The 20,882-nt window shown below is 34.9% G+C and carries 20 protein-coding genes and 1 tRNA gene; 3 read left to right on the top strand and 18 right to left on the bottom strand.

Annotation, left to right across the window (positions count from 1 at the left end):
- Nucleotides 1-612: 612 nt before the first annotated feature.
- The 6 genes from GVV10_RS07185 to pepD all read right to left on the bottom strand — a co-directional run bounded on the left by GVV10_RS07185 (nt 613) and on the right by pepD (nt 5,714).
- A tRNA-Leu gene (locus tag GVV10_RS07185) sits at nt 613-699 on the bottom strand.
- A gap of 71 nt (nt 700-770) precedes the next feature.
- Nucleotides 771-1,949, bottom strand: a complete 1,179-nt coding sequence (locus GVV10_RS07180) for a DUF998 domain-containing protein (protein ID WP_159521130.1) — start codon at nt 1,947-1,949, stop codon at nt 771-773.
- Nucleotides 1,939-3,312 carry a branched-chain amino acid transport system II carrier protein gene (gene brnQ, locus GVV10_RS07175; RefSeq protein ID WP_159521128.1) on the bottom strand — a complete coding sequence of 458 codons (1,374 nt, stop codon included), beginning with the start codon at nt 3,310-3,312 and terminating at the stop codon, nt 1,939-1,941. The genes GVV10_RS07180 and brnQ overlap by 11 nt, the downstream gene beginning before the upstream one ends.
- Nucleotides 3,313-3,401: 89 nt before the next feature.
- Nucleotides 3,402-3,581: a thermostable hemolysin delta-VPH gene (locus GVV10_RS07170; RefSeq protein WP_159521126.1), complete on the bottom strand. Its 180-nt coding sequence runs from the start codon at nt 3,579-3,581 to the stop codon at nt 3,402-3,404.
- A 24-nt stretch (nt 3,582-3,605) separates the two neighbouring features.
- Entirely contained in the window at nt 3,606-4,088 is a 483-nt protein-coding gene (locus tag GVV10_RS07165; protein ID WP_159521124.1) for a PTS sugar transporter subunit IIA, read from the bottom strand.
- 210 nt (nt 4,089-4,298) lie between these two features.
- Nucleotides 4,299-5,714 carry a beta-Ala-His dipeptidase gene (gene pepD / locus GVV10_RS07160; RefSeq protein WP_159521122.1) on the bottom strand — a complete coding sequence of 472 codons (1,416 nt, stop codon included), beginning with the start codon at nt 5,712-5,714 and terminating at the stop codon, nt 4,299-4,301.
- A 95-nt stretch (nt 5,715-5,809) separates the two neighbouring features.
- On the opposite strand from pepD, the gene mscL reads away from it, so the two are divergent.
- A complete protein-coding gene (gene mscL, locus GVV10_RS07155) occupies nt 5,810-6,196 on the top strand; it encodes a large-conductance mechanosensitive channel protein MscL (protein ID WP_159521120.1) in 387 nt (128 codons plus the stop codon).
- Nucleotides 6,197-6,340: 144 nt separating this feature from the next.
- Here the strand turns inward: mscL and recD2 are convergent, their stop codons facing one another.
- From recD2 to GVV10_RS07120, 7 genes are all read right to left on the bottom strand, one after another.
- A complete protein-coding gene (gene recD2 / locus GVV10_RS07150) occupies nt 6,341-8,461 on the bottom strand; it encodes an SF1B family DNA helicase RecD2 (protein WP_159521118.1) in 2,121 nt (706 codons plus the stop codon).
- Between the two features lie 16 nt (nt 8,462-8,477).
- Complete coding sequence (locus tag GVV10_RS07145; protein WP_159521116.1) at nt 8,478-9,197, bottom strand: CPBP family intramembrane glutamic endopeptidase; 720 nt, start codon at nt 9,195-9,197, stop codon at nt 8,478-8,480.
- Nucleotides 9,184-10,302 carry a tRNA 2-thiouridine(34) synthase MnmA gene (mnmA, locus tag GVV10_RS07140; protein WP_159521114.1) on the bottom strand — a complete coding sequence of 373 codons (1,119 nt, stop codon included), beginning with the start codon at nt 10,300-10,302 and terminating at the stop codon, nt 9,184-9,186. Before mnmA ends, GVV10_RS07145 begins: the two co-directional genes overlap by 14 nt.
- On the bottom strand, nt 10,299-10,733 hold the full coding sequence (gene spx, locus GVV10_RS07135; RefSeq protein WP_159521112.1) for a transcriptional regulator Spx: 435 nt from the start codon (nt 10,731-10,733) through the stop codon (nt 10,299-10,301). The genes mnmA and spx overlap by 4 nt, the downstream gene beginning before the upstream one ends.
- Before the next feature lie 64 nt (nt 10,734-10,797).
- The gene (gene trpS / locus GVV10_RS07130; protein WP_159521110.1) at nt 10,798-11,790 is read right to left on the bottom strand and encodes a tryptophan--tRNA ligase; all 993 of its coding nucleotides are present in this window, start codon (nt 11,788-11,790) and stop codon (nt 10,798-10,800) included.
- A 7-nt stretch (nt 11,791-11,797) separates the two neighbouring features.
- Entirely contained in the window at nt 11,798-12,502 is a 705-nt protein-coding gene (locus GVV10_RS07125; protein ID WP_159521108.1) for a biosynthetic peptidoglycan transglycosylase, read from the bottom strand.
- 27 nt (nt 12,503-12,529) lie between these two features.
- Nucleotides 12,530-12,754 carry a YneF family protein gene (locus GVV10_RS07120; RefSeq protein ID WP_159521150.1) on the bottom strand — a complete coding sequence of 75 codons (225 nt, stop codon included), beginning with the start codon at nt 12,752-12,754 and terminating at the stop codon, nt 12,530-12,532.
- A 292-nt stretch (nt 12,755-13,046) separates the two neighbouring features.
- On the opposite strand from GVV10_RS07120, the gene GVV10_RS07115 reads away from it, so the two are divergent.
- The gene (locus tag GVV10_RS07115; protein WP_159521106.1) at nt 13,047-14,732 is read left to right on the top strand and encodes a proline--tRNA ligase; all 1,686 of its coding nucleotides are present in this window, start codon (nt 13,047-13,049) and stop codon (nt 14,730-14,732) included.
- Nucleotides 14,733-14,815: 83 nt separating this feature from the next.
- Here GVV10_RS07115 and GVV10_RS07110 read toward each other — a convergent pair whose 3' ends face one another.
- From GVV10_RS07110 to GVV10_RS07090, 5 genes are all read right to left on the bottom strand, one after another.
- Complete coding sequence (locus GVV10_RS07110) at nt 14,816-15,841, bottom strand: Gfo/Idh/MocA family protein (RefSeq protein WP_159521104.1); 1,026 nt, start codon at nt 15,839-15,841, stop codon at nt 14,816-14,818.
- Nucleotides 15,828-16,823 (bottom strand): Gfo/Idh/MocA family protein, encoded by a 996-nt coding sequence (locus tag GVV10_RS07105; protein WP_159521102.1) that lies wholly within the window; start codon nt 16,821-16,823, stop codon nt 15,828-15,830. The genes GVV10_RS07110 and GVV10_RS07105 overlap by 14 nt, the downstream gene beginning before the upstream one ends.
- A 1-nt stretch (nt 16,824) precedes the next feature.
- A complete protein-coding gene (locus GVV10_RS07100) occupies nt 16,825-17,820 on the bottom strand; it encodes a Gfo/Idh/MocA family protein (RefSeq protein WP_159521100.1) in 996 nt (331 codons plus the stop codon).
- Between the two features lie 345 nt (nt 17,821-18,165).
- Entirely contained in the window at nt 18,166-19,227 is a 1,062-nt protein-coding gene (ftsZ, locus tag GVV10_RS07095; RefSeq protein WP_159521098.1) for a cell division protein FtsZ, read from the bottom strand.
- Nucleotides 19,228-19,248: 21 nt separating this feature from the next.
- Entirely contained in the window at nt 19,249-20,487 is a 1,239-nt protein-coding gene (locus GVV10_RS07090) for a cell division protein FtsA (protein WP_159521096.1), read from the bottom strand.
- A gap of 181 nt (nt 20,488-20,668) precedes the next feature.
- On the opposite strand from GVV10_RS07090, the gene rpmB reads away from it, so the two are divergent.
- Nucleotides 20,669-20,860, top strand: a complete 192-nt coding sequence (gene rpmB / locus GVV10_RS07085) for a 50S ribosomal protein L28 (RefSeq protein WP_159521094.1) — start codon at nt 20,669-20,671, stop codon at nt 20,858-20,860.
- Nucleotides 20,861-20,882 lie beyond the last annotated feature (22 nt).

The raw sequence follows: 20,882 nt of genomic DNA, 5'->3' as shown, positions 1-20,882 counted from the left end.
ATCTGTTGTGAATCTAAAGTAAAATTAATTTGTGTCATAGAGATCTCCTTATGTTTGTTTGGGTACTAACATAATAACAGAGCCTCTATGGCTTTTTTTACTTTTACACAATTATATGGACTTTATCGAAAACGCTTACATTCTTATTGTAAAGATTATTAGAATTTATTTTAAGTAATATTCTATAGGTAATTAGTAACAAAGTATACTTTCTATTTTAGTTTATTACTAAAGTAAAGATGTATAATCATAGTCATTACTCCAAAAATTTATAGCCAAAGTTTTTTTAATATTTATTATTTTTCTTAAAATTGGTGAATGCAACAATAATCAAAATCACTGCTTGATAAATAAAAATCAAGAGTATTTCAAAATTCTAGGTGCTTTTTGTCCTATTTTATGAATTAAAATAGATGAAACATAGAGATTAATCCTTTTATCTTCGTAGTTTTGTACTCACAACAATCCAGTATATTTTCCTCTAAATTTTAATATTACTTTTCTTCAACTTAATAACACAGTACATTGAGTCACTCTCAATAGATTCATTTAACAAAACCTCACACAAAAAAAAGCAATCTTATGAGAAAGACTGCTTACTTTAATATATTATGGTGCCCGAGATCGGAGTCGAACCGATATGAATTTAACTTCGCAGCATTTTGAGTGCTGTGCGTATACCAATTTCGCCACTCGGGCATTTGCTTGCCTAGATATAATAAAACAAAGCAAGCAATAATGCAAGGGTTTCTAAGATTATTTTTGATAATTTATTGATTATTTTCTATCGTACTTAGTTTTACCTTAAAGCGTTTCCCTTCGTAGGTCACAATGTCCACTAAATACTTCAAAAGTGATAATAACCATGTAAATGCCAAAATGAATGTAATTAACTCAAAGGCCGTTAATGACAAATAACCAATGCCTAGAAATAAAAATACGCCTAAGATTAACGAGCCCCCGATTGCATATGAAAAGAGCAAGAAACTTTTCTTTAATCCTGGAATGAGCCATCGAATTGAAACAATTAGAATTATAAATAAATAGACGAGGTAACCAGCAACGCGATTATGCATTTGTTGAGAAAACTCGTTAAAATTGTACGGGAAGAAACCAACGCCACCTAATGATATTGCTGTCGCAATTAATAAAACTTTTAAGATAATTAACCCTTTTGTTTTCCCTAAGATTGAATAGAGCAAAACAAACAAATAATCTATAAGAGCAATCATTAATAATGCGGAAAGCATCAAGGTCAAATTAAACTGCCAACTATTGGTTGCATCAGGTGTCCCTAGAAAACTAAAGTTTGTTGTCCACCATTGTTGATCTTTGTTTGTGATCATCGCAATTGTTACACCACCAATAATAATAGCAATCAGTGAACGTATCAATGATTGTGGTGTTAATGTGCGAGAAATATAAATCATCATGTAGTTAATTACACTGATCATAAGTGTGGTAATAATTGATGAAGTATAAATGTCAAAGCTAGCTCCTAAGAATAATTGATCAAGAACTTTGAATAAAAACAACAATGAGATTACCAATAAAATAGTATACGAAAAAAGAACTGCTGGAAAGTTTCGCCAATATATTTTACTGGTTATCATTGGAATATCACTGTGTTTTGATTTTGTGAAAAAATAAGTAAAATTAATCATCCCGGTCAAGATTCCCATAATTACAACTACAGTAGCAATTGAATTATATCCAGTGAGTGGTATTTGCTTGAATGAGAAGAATACTGCAAAGGATGTGACCAAAGTTATTACGCTTGCAATAACAACGGGCTTCATGGGGACGTGCTCCTTCTTTGAGGCATCCGTTCGTAACAAGATCCCTTTATCGCCAATATTTAATTCGATCTCGTCATGGTTTTTAAACTCAACAAGATCAATAACTTCTTCAGGTAATTCGATAAAATAGGATTCATTTTTATTTTTCATTGTTTAATCTCCTGTCTCTTTCAATATTATCATCTTTTATAAAAATTTTAAATTGTTTTTTTGCTAAGAACCACTGAATTAAACCTGCCAATATCACAGGGCTAACCCAAGCAAATCCATAGCGAGCAAATGGTATAAATCGATAATAAAGAGTCATAAACGTTTGAGAAATTATTGACGAACTTATTAATAGATCTAAAAATGAGCACGTGGCAACAAGGCATGTCAAAATGATGAGAGAATGTTTAGAGTTTAAAAGGCGTTTAAAGAATACTGCAATGATTGAATGAAAAATAGCCAGAGGATAAATAAAATTGAGAATAGGAATTGATAAACTAACAATTGTATTCAAACCAAAATTTGAAATTAAGAAACCTAGTCCAGTGATAAATAGTACCATTTTACGATATTCTTTTTTTCCAAGAACAGATATAAAATATGCTGAGCAACTCGTAATGAGACCAATCGCTGTTTTTAAACATGCCAATGTAATAATGATCGCAAAGAAAAGTAGACCCGGGCGTCCAAAGTAGAAATTGAAAATTTGTCCTAAGGCAAGCCCACCATTTTTTGATACCTCAAGATTATTTAGAGACGTAGCACCGATATACGCTAAGCAAATGTAGAGACCACTCATAAACAATCCTGCAAACAAACTAGCGTAAATTAATTCCTTTTGAGGACTGTTCTTGGATGATTGATCTCCACTGATTGTTTGATAAACAACAAATCCAAAAGACAGGGCTGCTAAGAGATCCATGGTTTGATAACCATCTTTAAATCCTTGTAGAACAGGGTTGGTCATGTACGTTTGTGAAGGTGTCAAGTTCGAAATTGAGCCCATTGGTCGCACCAAGGCAACGATAATAAATATTAAAAGTAAAGCAAGAAATAACGGATTGATAATTAATGCAATCCACTTTTCAACCTTACGAGGATTTAAGGCAATCAAAAGAGCTGCTCCAAAAAATATAAACGAATAGATTAACAAACCAACTTGATGATTAATCATGGGTAATAAAGTTGGCAATGTCACTTCATAAGGGACTGTCGCAGTCCTAGGAAGGGCAAATAAAGGCCCTATTGTTAACATCAGTAACATTGTAAAGAAACGAGCATACTTCTTGCCATAAGGCTCTAACATGCCCTCAAGACTGTTTTTATTGGAGTGAGCTGTCGCAATAACCCCAAACGATGCTAAACCTACTGCAGATAAAATAAACCCAAGACTCGCAAACGGCATCAAGGAATTTGATTGCTGACCAATTGCAACTGGGAAAATCAGATTACCGGCTCCAAAAAACAAACCACATAACAATGATGTACGCTTCAATCTTTCTTTAATCAACGATGTTTTTTTCATAGGTTCACCCTTCTTGTTTTGTCCATTTTAGCATAAAGCATTCAAGGTTAAAACTTAAACATAAAAAAAACACCATATAATGGTGTTAATTATAATATTTCAAAATACTCAGGCCAACGATATTCGCGAATAGGCATCGGTCTATTATTATCAAAATAAAGAACAAGCGCTGGCTTAATTCCATTCCAATCATCAACAATCTCATAATGCGTTAAATGCCCATTTGCAATCAAATATTTTGCTTTAGCGTGGTAATTAAAGTAAGCCATCCTATCACCTATATTTTCTAATTATCACACTTCCTTAAACGAAAATAAATCATTCGTATTCTTATCTACTCTTTCATCAACCTTCAATAATTCAACCGCATGACCCGATGTAAAAATCATGGGAGTGATCGTAGGCTTTCCTTGACCACGAATAAAGTCTAAATCAACCTCAGTCAGTAAGTCACCTTGTTTAACACGTGACCCTTGTTTAACTTTCCCATTAAACCCTTGACCTTCTAGTTCAACGGTATCAATACCAATATGAATTAAAACTTCAACACCACGATCAGTCGTAATCCCATACGCATGACCTGTTGGAAACACAAGTGTAATTTCTCCATCAACTGGTGAATATATTTTTCCTTCTTCAAGTTCAATCGCAAACCCATCACCCATCATTTTCTGAGCAAATACAGCATCCGGAACGGAATCAAGGCTTTTCATTGTTCCTTTAGCAAATCCACTAAAGGTATCTTTTCCATCTTTTTTCTTTAAAAATTTAAACATGATATATCTCCTTTTAACTTTGAAACACCCATTTTAAATCTAATAACTCTATATTTATACTATCATAAACAGGCTTAAAATACAGTCTTTACTCCTTACTTTATCATTAATAATTTGTGAATTCATACAATTTCAATCATTTTAAGTTTACAAAATACTATCTATATAAAAAAACACCAAGCTTAACTTAGTGTTTTATACCATTATGATTTAATACGTTTTTAAAGACTCTAACAGTTTTTCAAGTAATATATAAGTCTTTTCAAATGACTCAATATCTAAATGTTCATTTGGTGTATGAATATCATACATATTAGGACCAAAGCTGATAATGTCTAAATGATTCATCTTATCTTTCCAAATCCCTAATTCCATCCCGCCATGCGTTGCTGTTTCAAGCATTTCACTACCTCGAATATCACGATAGACATCTTTTAATCGTTGTCTAAATTTAGATTGACTATCAAAATCCCACCCTGGGTAATGGGAAGAATAATCTATCTCAAAACCATTCACTTGGGCAAGATAAGCAACTTGATCCATCACCACATCCAACACATACGCTTGAGTCGCACGTAATGATACAGTGACTTCAAAACGGTTAGATTCAGTGCGAATAGTTCCAATATTGGCTGATGTAATGACCAAATCATCGATCGCTTTACTTTTTTGAATTACACCATAAGGTAGCATAAACAATAAATTTTTGATCGCCAAAGTATCTTTTTGATTCAATTTTTTATCCGATGTCGACTGACTAATAGAAATAGTTAAGCCTGCATCTGAAAACTCATATTGCTTCAACATTTCTTCTTTAACACGATTTAACTCAGATTCCACAGCCACACTATCACTTACAGCAATTTCTAAATCAGCTTCACGGGTAATCGCATTCATTTTCAAACCACCATCAAAATCAACGAGACATGTCTTTGGATCTTTTTTCAAGGCATGGTGCAATAAAATAGCCGCAAGTTTATTCGCATTGGCTCTCTCTTGGTCAATTTCACCGCCTGAATGTCCACCTAATAAACCACGAACTTCAATTTTTAATGTTTCAAATGAGCCGGATTCAAATTGAATTTCTTTTTCCATAAGACCCCTTACTCCACCAGAGGTTGATACACATGTTTCAGTGTCTCCTGAGCTATCCAAACCAACACATAGTTCAGACTTCAACATTGAGGTATCAAGCATAGCAGCACCTGTTAGACCTGTTTCTTCTTGAACAGTAAAGACACACTCTAACGCCGGATGAGCCTCTCCTTGATCTAAAAGAGCCATCATATAAGCAACACCTACACCATTATCTGCTCCTAATGTTGTATTATTAGCCCAAAGCACGCCATCTTTAACAATTAATTCAATTGGATCATGGTCAAAATCATGATCACTATCTTTATTCTTTTCCGCAACCATATCAATATGAGACTGCAACATAACAACCGGTGCCTTTTCATAACCCTTACTTGCTTCTTTAAAAATAATGATATTATACATATCATCCTGGATAAACTTTAAATTTCTTTCAATCGCAAATTCTTTTAAAGTATCACTGATTCTCTTTTCATCAAATGATGCACGAGGAATTTTACTGATTTCCTCAAAATATTTCATGACTGCCATAATTATTCCTTCTTTCTAAACATGTTAATATCATATCATATCTCTTGGTTTTTGGAATATTTTTAGTGTACACTATGGTTATAAGGAGGATGGATATGAAAAACTTTTTAGAAGAATTCAAAGAATTTGCAATTAAAGGAAATGTTCTTGATATGGCAGTCGGGGTTGTTATTGGAGGAGCATTTGGAGCAATTGTTACGTCTTTGGTCAATGATATTATTACCCCACTCATTAGTTTAGTGTTAGGATCAGCAAATTTTGATAGCTTGAAAATCCAATTGAATGCAGAGGCAAGCCTAAACTATGGCTCATTTATTCAAGCAATTATTAATTTTGTGATCATCGCATTTTCAATTTTCTTAGCGATTAAAGCCATTAATAAGTTTAAAAAACAAGAAATTGAAGAAGACGTTGAAGAAGACATCGGTCCGAGTGAAACCGAACTACTTGAACAGATATTAGCAGAATTAAAAAATAAATAGACAAAAAAAAATAACACCTATTATAAGCGGTGTTATTTTTTATTATAATGGCTTGCATTATAATATAAACTTCTGTCTCCCAAACCTAATCCACCAATATCTAAGATTCATCACGTCTTAGACACTTAAAGTATAACAAGAATTCTAAGCCCTTTCAAGTCGCTCTTTCAGATACGTGTATCGATGAGATTCATTTTGATTTTTTGAAGCCTTTACAAACGAATCATAATCACCAACTAATACAAGAGATTTAGAAGATCGGGTTAACCCTGTATAGTACAATCTTCTTGATAACATAATGCCATAACTTGGATCCGCCAACAAAATTACAATTGGGTACTCTGACCCTTGAGCTTTATGAACAGACATACAATAAGCATGGGTAATATTTAAATAGTCAACGGGTAAATATGATACCATATTGCCTTCAAAATCAACAATAATCTCATGACCACTAATTGCAATCAGTTCACCAACGTCTCCATTAAATACCATATCATCGGGTTGATTTTTTAATTGAAGAATTTTATCACCCTCACGAAATACCGTTGAACCAACTTGAAGTTCTAATTTTTCATCTGTTGGAGGATTAAATGTTTTTTGTAGAACATGATTGAGTGTATTGATTCCAGCAACCCCTTCATACTTTGGCGCCAAGACTTGAATATCATAAATTGAATAATTTCGACTCAATGCTTGATCAACAACTTTGGTGACTATTTCATGAACAGGACCATAGCGCGAATCAAAAAATTTGACCTCATCACCATATCCTTCTAAATCAAATTGACCGTCTTTAACTGTTAATGCTAAATCAACAACTTCCGACCCTTCTTCCTGACGATAATTACGTTCTAAGAAAAATACTGGTACTTGTTTTGACTCAATCAAATCCCCAAGAACAAAACCAGGCCCCACTGAAGGTAGCTGGTCTTTATCACCAACGAATAGAATTTTTTTAACGTTTTTAGATGCTTTTAATAAATGATTTAAAAGCCAAATGTCCACCATTGAGAACTCATCCACAATTAAGACATCTGTTTGCAATGGGTTATCTTCATTTTGACCAAATGTATTGCCATCTGGCTCCCAACGTAAAACTGAATGCACAGTTGCTGCATGAACATTGGTTAATTCAGTTAACCGTTTAGCTGCACGTCCAGTTGGGGCACATAATGTGATATGTAACCAAGGACATGAATTTTGTAATAGCGAAACAATTCCTGAAAGCAATGTACTTTTACCTGTTCCAGGTCCACCTGTTAGAACCATTAAATCATTCTTTAAAAACTCTTGAATCGCTTCTTTTTGGCTCTCATCAAATTTTAAACTTAAATCGTCTTCAACAGTTTCAAATGACGACTCAAAATGTGGTATTTCAAAATCGTACCCTCGATATTCAAACGTCTTAATAAAGTCACTCACAAAAACTTCCGATTCATATTGAGTATGGTGGTATAATTTCCCTTCATCAAAAACCATCATGTTTAAATCAATCAATCCAGCAATCGCATCTTTTAAGTAAGGATAAAGTGATTCATCAAGTCTGTCAAAAAATTCTTCGAGATATAAAAATGAATCACCTCGCCCAAACGTCAGTTTTTGGTACTGGTCTAAGATAAGCGCTTGAAGTCTTCGAGAATCATCATCACCAATTCCTAAATCTTTTGCTAGTTGATCGACTGTTCTAAAGCCAACACCTGTAACATGCATCATGAGTAAGTAAGGATTCTCTTCAATGACTGCCAAGGCTTCCTGATCATATTCTTTACTAACAGATGCAACTTGCTTCGATGAAAATCCACTCGACAACATGAGAGTAATCGCTTGATCTAAAGGACTTTGCTTCCGAATTGTGTCACAGATGTTTTGTAAACGTTCTTTACTTACCCCTGGAATATCAATCGTGAAGCTTTCGTCCTGGCTAATCAATTCCAAGACATCTTCACCATACTTTTCAACGATTGCTTCTGCTGATTTAATACCAATCCCTGGGAAACTAGGTCCACTTAAGTATTTAAGAACATGTTCTTTTTCACTGGGCAAAATTTCTTCGTATGAATAAACGTTCAACTGGATTCCGTATCGTGGATCATCATGATATTCACCCTTAAACAAGTAAGACGATTCTTTTTTTAATTGACTTAAAGGTCCCTTAATTGTCAAGGAACCATCTTCGTCTAAAAGAGCAATCCGGAATATACCAAATCCAGATTGCTCAGATACAAATATTCTAGTTTCTACTAACCCTTTTATTTCTAACACACACTACCCCCTATAATCACATCATCGATAACATCACAAGTGTTGCGATGCCATTATTCAAAAAGTGTAATCCAATAGATGTCCAAATGCTACCAGATCTTTCATATGCTTTAACCATGAAAAACCCCATTAGAGAATACGAGATTAGAAACAAGAACTCGTATGGATTACCGCTCATCATAAAGACAGGTAACGTATGCAACAAGCCAAAACTTAATGAACTCACAATTGTTGGTAAAATATACGATTTTTCACTACGTAATTCTTGATAGAGAACTCCTCTGAAGACAATTTCTTCAACAATTGGTGCGAAAACAACAGCCATAAATGAAAATAAAACCGGAAACTGACCAAAACCTACTTCGAGTGTTTCTTGGTTTCCTGATGTCGCCCCACCACCCAAGAATTGAATGAGTAGACCAACAGATAAATTTGCAATATAAATTCCTATCCATAATTTAACAATCAGCAGCAAGTTTTCTTTCCAATTAGTTTTAAACATTTGAAAACTTCGTTTTAAGCTGTCTTTTACTAAAAACAATGTTAAGACTAGTGTTACGATAATTGAAAACATTTGCGCTTGAGGACTAATTGTTTGTCCAATAGGCGGAAACATTAAACTACCAATAAGGATAAATACAAATTGAAACCCAACAAAATATGCCAAGACCAGTCCAATTGATTTTTTTGGACCAAATTTAAATCTTCCGTTATCTAAATCTCTATTTCGAATCATACGTCACCTCACGCCCTTCTAAATCAAATACTTGATCAATCCGACCTCCACCAAGCACTAAGTCACCATCATAAAAGACAGCTTCTTGACCAAGGGTTACGGCTTTCACGGGTTCTGTCATCGTTACTTCCAAACTTCCATCATCTAAGTGTGAAATGCGAACAGGTTGATCTACCTGACGATATCTAAACTTAGCACTGACATCTGCATTTTTTTCTACTTTAGGTCCATACCAATTCAAATCTTTAATAATTGCTTTTGAATAGTATAACATAGGGTGATTCGACCCTTTACCAACATAGATCGTTTTTTTACTTAAATCCTTCCCAACAACAAACCAAGGACCAACAGAGGTTGAAATATCTAAGCCATGACGTTGTCCTACCGTATAGAACATAACCCCATTGTGCTCACCTAAAACCTCATCTGTGTCAACATTCACAATAGGACCATTCGCATCAGTGATATAATTTTGTAAAAAATTCCGATAATCTCGTTCACCAATAAAGCAAATTCCAGTCGAATCTTTTTTATTAGCAACAGGTAAGTTAATTTCTTGTGCTATTTTTCTAACCTCTGTTTTATCAAGACCACCCAATGGAAAAATAACTTTATCTAAAACAGAAGGATTAACACGACTTAAAAAATACGTTTGATCTTTGGATGAATCCTGTGCTTTGTACATTTTACCATCTTTAACAATTGCATAGTGTCCCATGGCTAATGCCTCAAAACCGTTTTCCTCCATAAAATCATAAAAAGCATCAAATTTAACATACTTATTACATAAAATATCTGGATTTGGTGTATTACCTCTTTTTGTCTCTTCTAAAAAGTAAGTAAACACATCATCCCAATATTCCTTAACATAATCAGCCCTTAAAAGAGGTAAACCAAGATGATCAGCGACACGTTTTGCATCATCATAGTCCTTCTCTTGGGTACATTGGTCATCATTCAAACTTGGATTACCCAAGATATCATTATTTGTTAACGAATCCCAATTACGCATAAAAGCGCAAGTGACATCATGTCCTTGCGACTTCAATAAATATGCAGCAACAGCGGAGTCAACTCCACCTGATAAACCAACTAAAACTTTCATACTTCCTCATCCTTTACTTCGTCATTGATGATGTGGATTTCTTCACTCATTTCATCAGTCACTAAAGATGAATGTCTCAATTCTGATGGTAAGAATGCATCAATTTCCTCATCATCATAACCGACTAAAAACGATTTGTCATTCATAACGATTGGACGTTTTAAAACCGATGGATGTCGCTGAATAAATGTAATCAATTCACTCATTGATAATTCTTCTAAATCTAACATTGATTCTTTCATTACTTTTGAACGTTTTGAAATAATATCATCTGTACCATTTTCACTTCTCATTAGTAAATGTTTAATTTCTTTATCACTTAACTCGGAGGTAAAGATGTTTTTTTCCACAAACTTTAAATTTCGATCTTTAAGCCATTGGCGAACTTTTCGACATGAAGCACACCCTGGCGAAGAGTATAAAACAATCATTTTCATTCCTCCTCTTAGGTCTTATTATATCGTGAAAAAGGCTTTTTTCCAAACACTTTTTGTATTATCGTTTCCAATCCATTCCCATTTTCTCTTGAACAAGCCTTAATGTTTCTTGAGCTTGGGGACGAACCTTATTCGCACCATCTTCTAATACTTTGCTTAAAAAATCAGATTCAATAACTTCATCATACTTATTCTGTATTTTTTCAATCTCATCACAGACAACATTCGCAACTTCTTTTTTAAAGTCACCATAACGACTTTGAGCAAAATGTTCTTCCGCTTGCTTGACTGTAATTTCTTTTAAAGAAGCATAGATTGTCAGAAGATTAGCAACACCTGGTTGTGTCTCTGGTTGATATTGAACTTTATTTTCACTATCAGTCACTGCCGACATTATTTTTTTACGAATTGATTTAATGTCTTCTTTTAAATAGATAACACCCTTATCGCCTTCCTTATCCGATTTACTCATTTTTTTACTTGGATCTTGAAGTGACATTATTTTACTTCCTACTTTAGGTATCACAGGTTCTGGAATTTTAAATGTCTCGCCGAATCGATTATTAAAACGTTCTGCCAAGTCACGTGTTAATTCAACATGTTGTTTCTGATCTTCTCCAACAGGTACAAAATCAGCTTGATGAATTAAAATATCAGATGCCATTAATGTTGGATAGGTATAAAAACCACCACTTAAGGACATACCGGTATCTTTTTTATCTTTATATTGAGTCATTCGATTTAATTCTCCCATCGGAGTTAAACAATTCATAATAAACCCTAATTGAGCAATTTCATGCACATCTGTTTGCAAAAATATATCCGTAGTTTCAGGATTCAAACCAGCAGCTAAATAAAATGCCAAGGCATCCTTGAGGTTTGTTTCCAACTCTTGAGGGTCAATCGGCATGGTAACACAGTGCAAATTCGCAATAAACACTGATAAATCATAATCCTGTTGACTTTGGACAAAAGGTTTTAAGGCACCGATATAGTTTCCTAGCGTTAATTGTCCTGTAGGTTTAATCCCACTAATCATTCTTTTTTTCATGATAACATTATTCTCCTTGCATAAATATTTCATCTGATTGTTCTTGTGATAAATGCTTATTCTTTACAAGTTGGTCTAAAACATGTCGTTGTCGTTGGCGGGCCCCATGGTAATTCGTACTCAATTGATATACTGATGGAGCTTGAGGTAATCCTGCCAATAAGGTCGCCTCAAAATCATTTAAGCCACTTGGATCTTTTGAAAAATATCCACGACTTGCTAATTTAATGCCTGTATAGCCATCACCAAAGTAAATGATATTGAGATAAATTGACAACACTTCATCGTGAGTATACATTGTCATCAAATCCTTCGCAATAAAATACTCGCTCACCTTTCTGGTCATCGAAGGTGAATGGTCGAAGTATAGATTTTTCGCAACTTGTTGAGGAATTGTTGATGCCCCTTCCATCATCCTCAAATTTTTAATATTCGTATAGATTGCTCGCGCAATCGATTTGTAATCCAAAGGGGATTGTCGTTTATAAAACCGAACATCTTCTGTTGTAACAATTGCCTTGGTCAACATATCGGCAGTTTGGTTTAGTGAAACATAATTATCGCTTTTAAATATAGCTTCAATTTTTTGTTGAATGGGTTGTTCATGCACAATCTTTTTATAATCTGCATATCCTTTATAAATAACAAGACTACTGATGAGAAGTCCAAGAACAATACTTGTCAAGATAACCTTTTTAAAGAATTTTTTCATTTTTAAAAAAACACAGTTTCCTGTGTTTTATTGTCCCATCGACTTCATAATTTGACGTATTTGCGCTTCAGAAGGTTTTCTTCCCATTTGCATATACATTGCTCGAATCATTTTCTCATCAATTGGTGGATTTTCTTTAATTTGCTTTTCGAACATACGCTTTGTAAAGAAGAACGCTGCTAAACCTCCAATAATTAGGCCTGCAACTAAACTTCCAACACTTGTCCAGAAAGTACTTGCTAAAATTACCATCATTTCACCATCCTATCATTAGTATTTTACACTATTTGAACGATAAATTCAAAAGTATTTTTTTATATATAAAAGACCCAGAGGGGTGATATAATTACCCGGTTATCCAGGTGGGTACCCTGTCTTTTAGTTATGGGAATGCTAGTAAAACCAGCTTCACGCTCTAATCGAACTTATTCAGGTTCCCTTATATCAATATGTAGGAATTATATTTCCCCCTGGGGTCTTCATTATAACACATTTTTATCGATTTCATGCTATACTATTAAAGAAAATATCAAAGAGGTGACTTATGAAATTATCAAATAGTTTTTTTTACACTCTAAGAGAGGATGTTAAGGACGAAGATTCCACCAGTGGAAATTTATTAGTTCGTGCTGGTTACATCAAAAAGAGCTCTTCTGGAGTCTACATGTTTATGCCTTTAGGCTTTAAAGTTTTAAACAAAGTCGAAGCGATTATTCGTGAGGAAATGACGAGTATTAATTCACTCGAAATGAGAATGCCAACCCTTATTCCCGAAGATGTATACATTGCATCTGGACGACGCGATATAATCGGAACGAGTATGTTCCAATTAAAAGATCGTTATCAAAAACCCTTTGTTTTAGGACCTACTCATGAAGAGTTATTCGCACAAGCAGCAAAGATGATGATTCAATCTTATAAAGATATGCCTGCAAGTCTTTTCCAATTTCAAACAAAGTTCAGAGACGAAACTCGTCCACGTTTTGGACTTATTCGAGTTCGCGAATTCGTCATGAAAGATGCTTACACATTTGACATTAATGAAGAAAAAGCCGACGAAAGCTACCGTGCAATGTTTGAAGCATATAAACGTATTTTTGATCGGATTGGCTTAGACTATCGAATTGTGAAAGCTGATACTGGGATCATGGGCGGTTTATTATCTGAAGAATTTCAAGCAATTTCACCAATCGGTGAGGATATTTTAGTATTAGGTGATGACCATAGTTATGCAACCAATATTGAAATCGCTGAAAATGTTAACCGCATCGAGAGCGAAGAAGAATATAAAACCTATGAAAAGGTTCACACACCGAATGCAAAAACAATCGAAGAAGTCGCAAATTTCTTGAATCAACCAGTACAACAATTTGTTAAAACACTTATTTATCGTGTGGATGACCAATATGTTGCCACATGTGTACTGGGTGATCGTGACGTTAATGAAACTAAACTTGCTAAATTATACAAAGCGAATGAAGTTGAACTTGCTGATTTCGCTCATGTTGAAGATATTACAGGAGCAGCTGTTGGTTTTGCTGGACCCATCGGTTTAGAAATCGACATTGTTGTTGATCAACATATTGCCGGTTTACGAAACTTCACAATTGGAGCAAATGAAAATGATTACCACTTCATCAACGCAAACCACCACGACTTTAAAGCAACTCACATCGTCGACATTTCAAATGTTCAAGAAGGCGATCCAAATCCACAGGGTCCAGGAACCTTACGATTCGCTAAAGGCATTGAAGTTGGAAATACATTCAAACTCGGAACTGCATATTCAAAAGCAATGAATCTTGATTATTCAGATCAAAACAATAAACTCCAAGATGTCTTCATGGGGTCTTACGGTATTGGTCTAGGACGTACAATCGCTGCGGTTGTCGAACAAAATAATGACGAGAATGGAATTACTTGGCCAATGAACTTAGCACCTTACCAAGTTGCAATTGTTGTTATTAACACCAAGAGCGAAGAACACTTAACGTTTGCCAATGATCTTTACGATGAATTATCAAACTGTGGCATTGAAGTATTATTGGATGACCGTAAAGAAAGACCTGGTGTTAAATTTAAAGATATGGACCTCATCGGTATCCCTCTTAGAATTACAGTGGGCCGTGATGTTGAAAATGGTCAGGTTGAATTTAAGCAACGTCAAAGTGATGATGTTATTAAATTAGATCGCGAAAATGTTGTTGAACACATTAAAAACTTAATCTAAAAAAACCAAGTAGAAATTAATCTGCTTGGTTTTCTTTATGTAACATTAATCTTTTTTTGATTATGCATTTTCGCAATTAAAACTTATTTCAATTGAAAGTTTGCTCGCCCTTGTTTGTACATATCAAAGACAAGTTTATGTGTTCTATGAACGTCTTCTAATGTATTTTTCTGGATCTTTGTACCGGCTAAGAAATTATCATAACAATAAGCGATAAAGGCTTTATGTCCTACACCCCAGTATTGTTTCACACCATCAATTGCGAATACATCGTGAGGATTTCTTTCAATAACCAGTGTCTGACCATTATGATAATCAATGGTCGCTACATCGCCTACTAATCGCATCAAACCGCGTTCAAAGGCTAGCTCAAGCTCGATTGGGGCATCAATAACATAGTGATTCACAAAATGGACACTGCTCATGACGTTATCCCCATAGGTGATGGTTCCTTCAACAAAGTCATCCACATCAATCTTTGAATGACCTCGTCGTCCCATATTAATATTAATATCAGTGACAGGTTGATCAATGAGCCAGGTCATCAGGTCTAAAGTATGAATAGCTTGATCAATCAAGACACCGCCACCCTCTTTATCCCAAGTTCCTTTCCAATCACTTTTGCCATAATACTCATCGCTTCGATCCCATGCTAAATAAGCACGTGCAGCCAATACTTTACCCAAGTCATTCGATTGGATGACTTCTTTCATTTTTAATGAAGCTGGGTTAAAACGATTTTGGAAACTAATGGCAATTTGTTGACCCGTTTTCTCTTGCAATTCCATAAGAGCAAGATAATCTTCGTACTTGATGGTTGCTGGCTTTTCACTCACAATGTCCAAACCATACTTCATCGCTAATTCCATTTGTTCTCTGTGAACATGATGGGGTGTACAAATATGAATCACATCGAGTTCCGCTTTTTTTAACATTGTTTCATAATCATAATAGGCATCCACATTAAGTTTTTTTGACCATGTATCTGCTCTATCTTGTTTTGTATCACAAACTGCAACTAAATCAACCGTCTCAAGTTCTCTTAGTGAATAGGCATGCATTGGAAAAATATTACCACAACCAACAATTCCCGCTCTAAGCTTTTTCATAACGCTCTACCTTCACAACTTCATGACTTGCACTTGATTCATAGGCAGCAATCGCAAGTTCTGTTGAACGAATGCCATCAATATCATTGGGATGAATCCCTTCTTTGTTTCGACACGCTTCAACAAATGCCTTTACTAATCCTTCATCCCCACTCTCTCCAAACAGATCAAATGTTACACTGTCTGTTAGAGGGTTGACTACATGATGTTTTTGAGCAAATCCTTTAATATTAAGGACACCTTTAGTGCCAATAATTTCTAGATCTACTTGTGGCCAAATTGGATAGTTTTTATGATGAGCCCAACTGAAATCAATCGTTGCAAGAACACCATTTTCAAGTTCTGTAAAAACAATACCAGTGTCTTCAACACCTTTATTATGTAAGAGTTCCCCACTTTCACAATACACTGTTTTAAATTCAGATCCTGTATACCAACGGATGATATCAGCCAAATGAACTGTATGGTCAATCATCGCACCACCGCCCGCTTTTTCTTTATCTAAGAACCAACCATCAGGAATTTTCCCATGATTTTGCGAAACTATGGAAACAATCTCACCAATTGCACCGCTATCAATGACTTCTTTTCCATTCATTATCGAAGGATTAAAGCGCATTGGTAAAGCATTCATGACAAATACGCCATGCTGTTTTGCTACAGAGATCATATTTTCTGCAGCTTCTAAAGATACCGCAAATGGTTTTTCAACTAAACTTGGTACTTTATATTCACTTGCTTTGATGACCATTGGTTCGTGATCTTTATTATTGGTACAGATAATCACACCATCTAAATTAGATGCCAATAAAGCATCAACATCATCAAAATACCGAGTATTTAATTCACTTGACAGTGTACTGCCTCGATAAAAATCATCATCATAAATTCCAACGAGTTCTACGTTTGGAATTTGCACTAAGCTTTGCGCATAGGATAAGGCATGCATATGTTCAAAACTAATCATTCCAATTCTAGTCATATTAAAACTCCTTTTCTATGATCACAGCTTTTTGTGTTTCAGCTGATTTTTTTGCAGCAAGTGCTACTTTTAAGGATTCATAAGCTTGACTTGGTGTTACGAATAACTCTGCATCATAAGCAACATGATCCACAAAACTTCTTAATTCTGCATAATAAGGTTCTTGTAAACTTGCATCTGGTGAATATGAACTTTGATTAAACTGATCGTCTGGTCGGGTTTGTAGCGTAATTGAAGCATCCAGTTGATTATCATACTCCAATTGTCCTTGTGTTCCAACGATCTCAAAAGACATTTTAAATGGAGATCCTTGTGGATAGGCCCAACTCGATTCAGCATGAACAATCGCTCCGTTTTCTAATCGTAAAATTGCGATACTTTGATCTTGCTTATCACCAATATGTGAACGAGCATAAACTCGTTCTACTTTCCCAAAACTATGAACAATCCAATCAAGATCATGGATCATCAAGTCAACATAAGGTCCACCACTTAAGCTATAATCACTAAACCAATCATTCCAACTCCACATTGGAAATCCTTGATTACGAACTGTGCGAATCAAGCGAGCTTGTCCTAGATTATCATTTGTAAATTTCTCAGCAGCTTTGGCATAAGTTGGAAAGAAACGAAGAACATGCCCTACAGAAAATTTGACATTTTCTTCTTTAGCTGTATCTATCATTTCCTTAGCATCCTCTAAACTTAATGCAATTGGTTTTTCACAAAAAACTGCTTTTCCTTGTTTCATAGCAGCAATCGCATAATCATGATGCATATAGGTTGGCAAACAAATATCAATCATATCAAAGGATTCATTCGCCATCATTTCATCAAAATCCAAATACACCTTAGAATTTAGTTCATCCGCTGCAAACTGTGCAAACTCTTCACGAATATCACAAACAGCAACAACGTCAACATCATCCATTTTTTTATAGCCTTGAACATGGGTTTTACCCATTGTTCCACAGCCTAACAATGCAACTTTTAACATTTTATGTTTCCTCTACTTTCTTATTATTCAATGGTTTAAAATACTTTTTAGCTTTCAAACATTCTATTTTTTTATTACTCCCTCCTTCAGCATACCTGTATACGCTTTCATTATACCTTTTATTGCTTTTTTTAGTTATTGATGAACTTGCAAAAAAGAATAACTATCTTGCTATTCTTTCTTGTTATTGTACGTTTTCTTCTATATAACGACCGTTTTATGGTAAATATTGCTAAAACGTTCAAGTTTTATACGTTATAACTATCTTGCTTTTTTACTTGTATTTCTCATTCGAATTTTATTGATAATAAAAAAACCTTCCAGTTGGAAGGTTCGTTATTATGATTATCTTGATCTAAAGAATTCAGGAATATCATTCAACTCTGGTGTTGAATCATCAGTATTGGGTTTAGGTTTAGACACAGTTTTAGGGCGAGTTACCGTTGCCTCAATAACTTCTTGGTCTTCAACATCAAACCCTGTTGCTATCACAGTAACAATAATTGAATCACCAATTTGTTCATTAATTGCTACACCAAAGATAATATCAATATCATTTCCAGCAGCTTCGCGAATATATTCTACGGCCTCACTTGCATCCTGAATAGAAATTGAATCTCCACCCGTAACATTAACAATCGCATTGCGAGCACCATCAATTTGAGCTTCTAACAATGGCGATGTAATTGCTTTTTGAGCTGCTTCAACAGATTTATTTTCACCTTGTGACATACCAATACCGATCAATGCACTTCCTTGACCTTGCATTACGGATCGAACATCCGCAAAGTCTAAGTTAATCATCGCTGGAACCGCAATTAAATCAGTGATAGTTTGCACACCTTGACGTAAGACATTATCAGCTTCTTTGAAGGCTTCTTGGAACGGAATACGTCCAATGACCTCTAAGAGTTGATTGTTGCTAACAATAATTAACGAATCGACATATGCCTTTAATTCTTCTAAGCCCGATGCAGCTTGAGTCGTACGTCGACGTCCCTCAAATGTAAATGGTTTGGTTACAATCCCTACGACTAGGGCTCCTTCTTCTTGTGCAATTTTTGCGACAAGTGGTGATGCTCCTGTTCCTGTTCCACCACCAAGACCGGCGGTGACAAAGACCATATCAGCATCTTTCATTGCTTCACGAATTTCACTTTCGCTTTCTACAGCTGCTTTACGTCCCATTTCAGGGTTTGCACCTGCACCAAGACCTTTTGTGACTTCTCTTCCTAGTTCAATTTTATTGACAACCGGAGAAACATTTAATACTTGAAGGTCAGTGTTCGCAACATAAAATTCGACACCTTTCATTCCCTCGTCAACCATGCGGTTAACAGCATTACATCCTGCTCCCCCTACACCAATAACTTTAATTCTTGCTACTTGTTGTAAATGTGTATCCATATTTTTTACTGTCCTCCAATATTATACTTTCTCAAAGAATATTTTCTTTAGTTTTTGAGTCATTGACTCATCTTCATGTTCATCTTTATCTTTTAGTATTGACGCTTCTAACTCAATTTTATTTGCACTAAAATCACTTTCATACCGGAATACCGCTTGGTCTTTATAGTAATAAAATGCTCCTACAACTGACGACAAGCTCGGTTCTTTAATCCCAAAGGTCATTGAACGATATTGTTCTACAATCGCATTCGATTCGCCTTCAAGAAATTCCTTAATTCCCTCAATCACACTCCCTGATCCTGTCACCAAAATGTTGGGCTGACCAAGTTCAAAGATTGGTTCTGAACGATTCAACAATTCAAGTAAATATTCTTTAAATGAATCATTTAAAAGCTCTGCTAAATCTTTATCACTTACAGTATGAGTTTGACCTCGATATGACCAAATAAAGATAGGATCTTCTTTGGGCTTGATTTCCATTAAATTTGTATTATAGTAAAGTAAATTTTCAACGGCATCTTTAGGAATACCTAAATCATTCGCAAGAAGATCTAAAAATTTATTAAGACCCTCTGTCTCATAATCAGTTGATAATAGTTTTCCTTTATAATAAAGGGTCATCTTTGATAAAGACCTTGCTAAAGTATAAACGATAATTGGTTTATCAATTGAGCTTTCAAATAAAGCAGCTTCTTTTGCGAGTCCTATATCATCGAGCACAATATCAATTATTTTTAAACCCGATGCTTCCACTGCCGATAAGTATGGAAAAATAATACTTTGGCGACTGTAGTAACAATCGGCTTCGATTGTTAAGTGTGTACATCGTTCATTGAGTGGTAATTTACGTGTTGAACTACCATTTACAAAATATTTACTCATCATTACATTGGTTAATACATAATCATCCATCGCTTTACTTTCAATAAGTTCGCGATATGCACGCTTAATGTCTAAGTCCGATACTTTGCCAGTTATTGGAATTTGCATTTGCTTTGTCGTATGTTTTGTCTGTATTCCTGGTACAACCAGCAAGACTTTTTCGATCACAACACCAAGGTTTCTTGATGCGTTCTCGACAGCTTTTAAAATGGCTTCAACCACAAGGTTTTCACTGATAATCGAATATGAAGAAACACCTTTATGAGAAACTTGTTCCACTTTCAAAATATTGAGTCTTCCATTGTAAAACTGACCAACCAGTAAGCGCACTTCATGATCCGCAATTTCTAATGCTGCTAAAATTTCTTTTTCCATCTGCGAACCTCCTTGTGCTTATTAACATAATATCATAATATACTCTTTTATTAAAGCCTTATGTTAATTAGCTTAATGCATATTTTTATCTAATTAATCAAATAAAGTCTTGCCTAATTAAAATCTATATGGTATAGTTTTAAAGCGTTGAGAATTTATCAAAGGAAAGGGGGTTACGGCGATGTCAAGAGGCAACAATGTATCCAACAAAAAACCAATGTCAGGAAACAAGCGCTCACATTCATTACGTGCTACAAGACGTAAATGGAATGTCAACCTTCAAAAAGCTACTATTATGGTGGATGGAAAGCCAACTCGAGTCCGTATTTCCGCCCGCGAACTGAAAGCTTTAAAGGCCAAACAAGCTCGATAAAATAAAAATAACGGTTATTCAC

The sequence above is a fragment of the Erysipelothrix urinaevulpis genome, from assembly GCF_009828835.1.
GTDB classification, from domain to species: domain Bacteria; phylum Bacillota_I; class Bacilli_A; order Erysipelotrichales; family Erysipelotrichaceae; genus Erysipelothrix; species Erysipelothrix urinaevulpis.
Note: the sequence above shows the minus strand (reverse complement) of the source record. Positions and strands in the feature narration are given on the sequence as shown.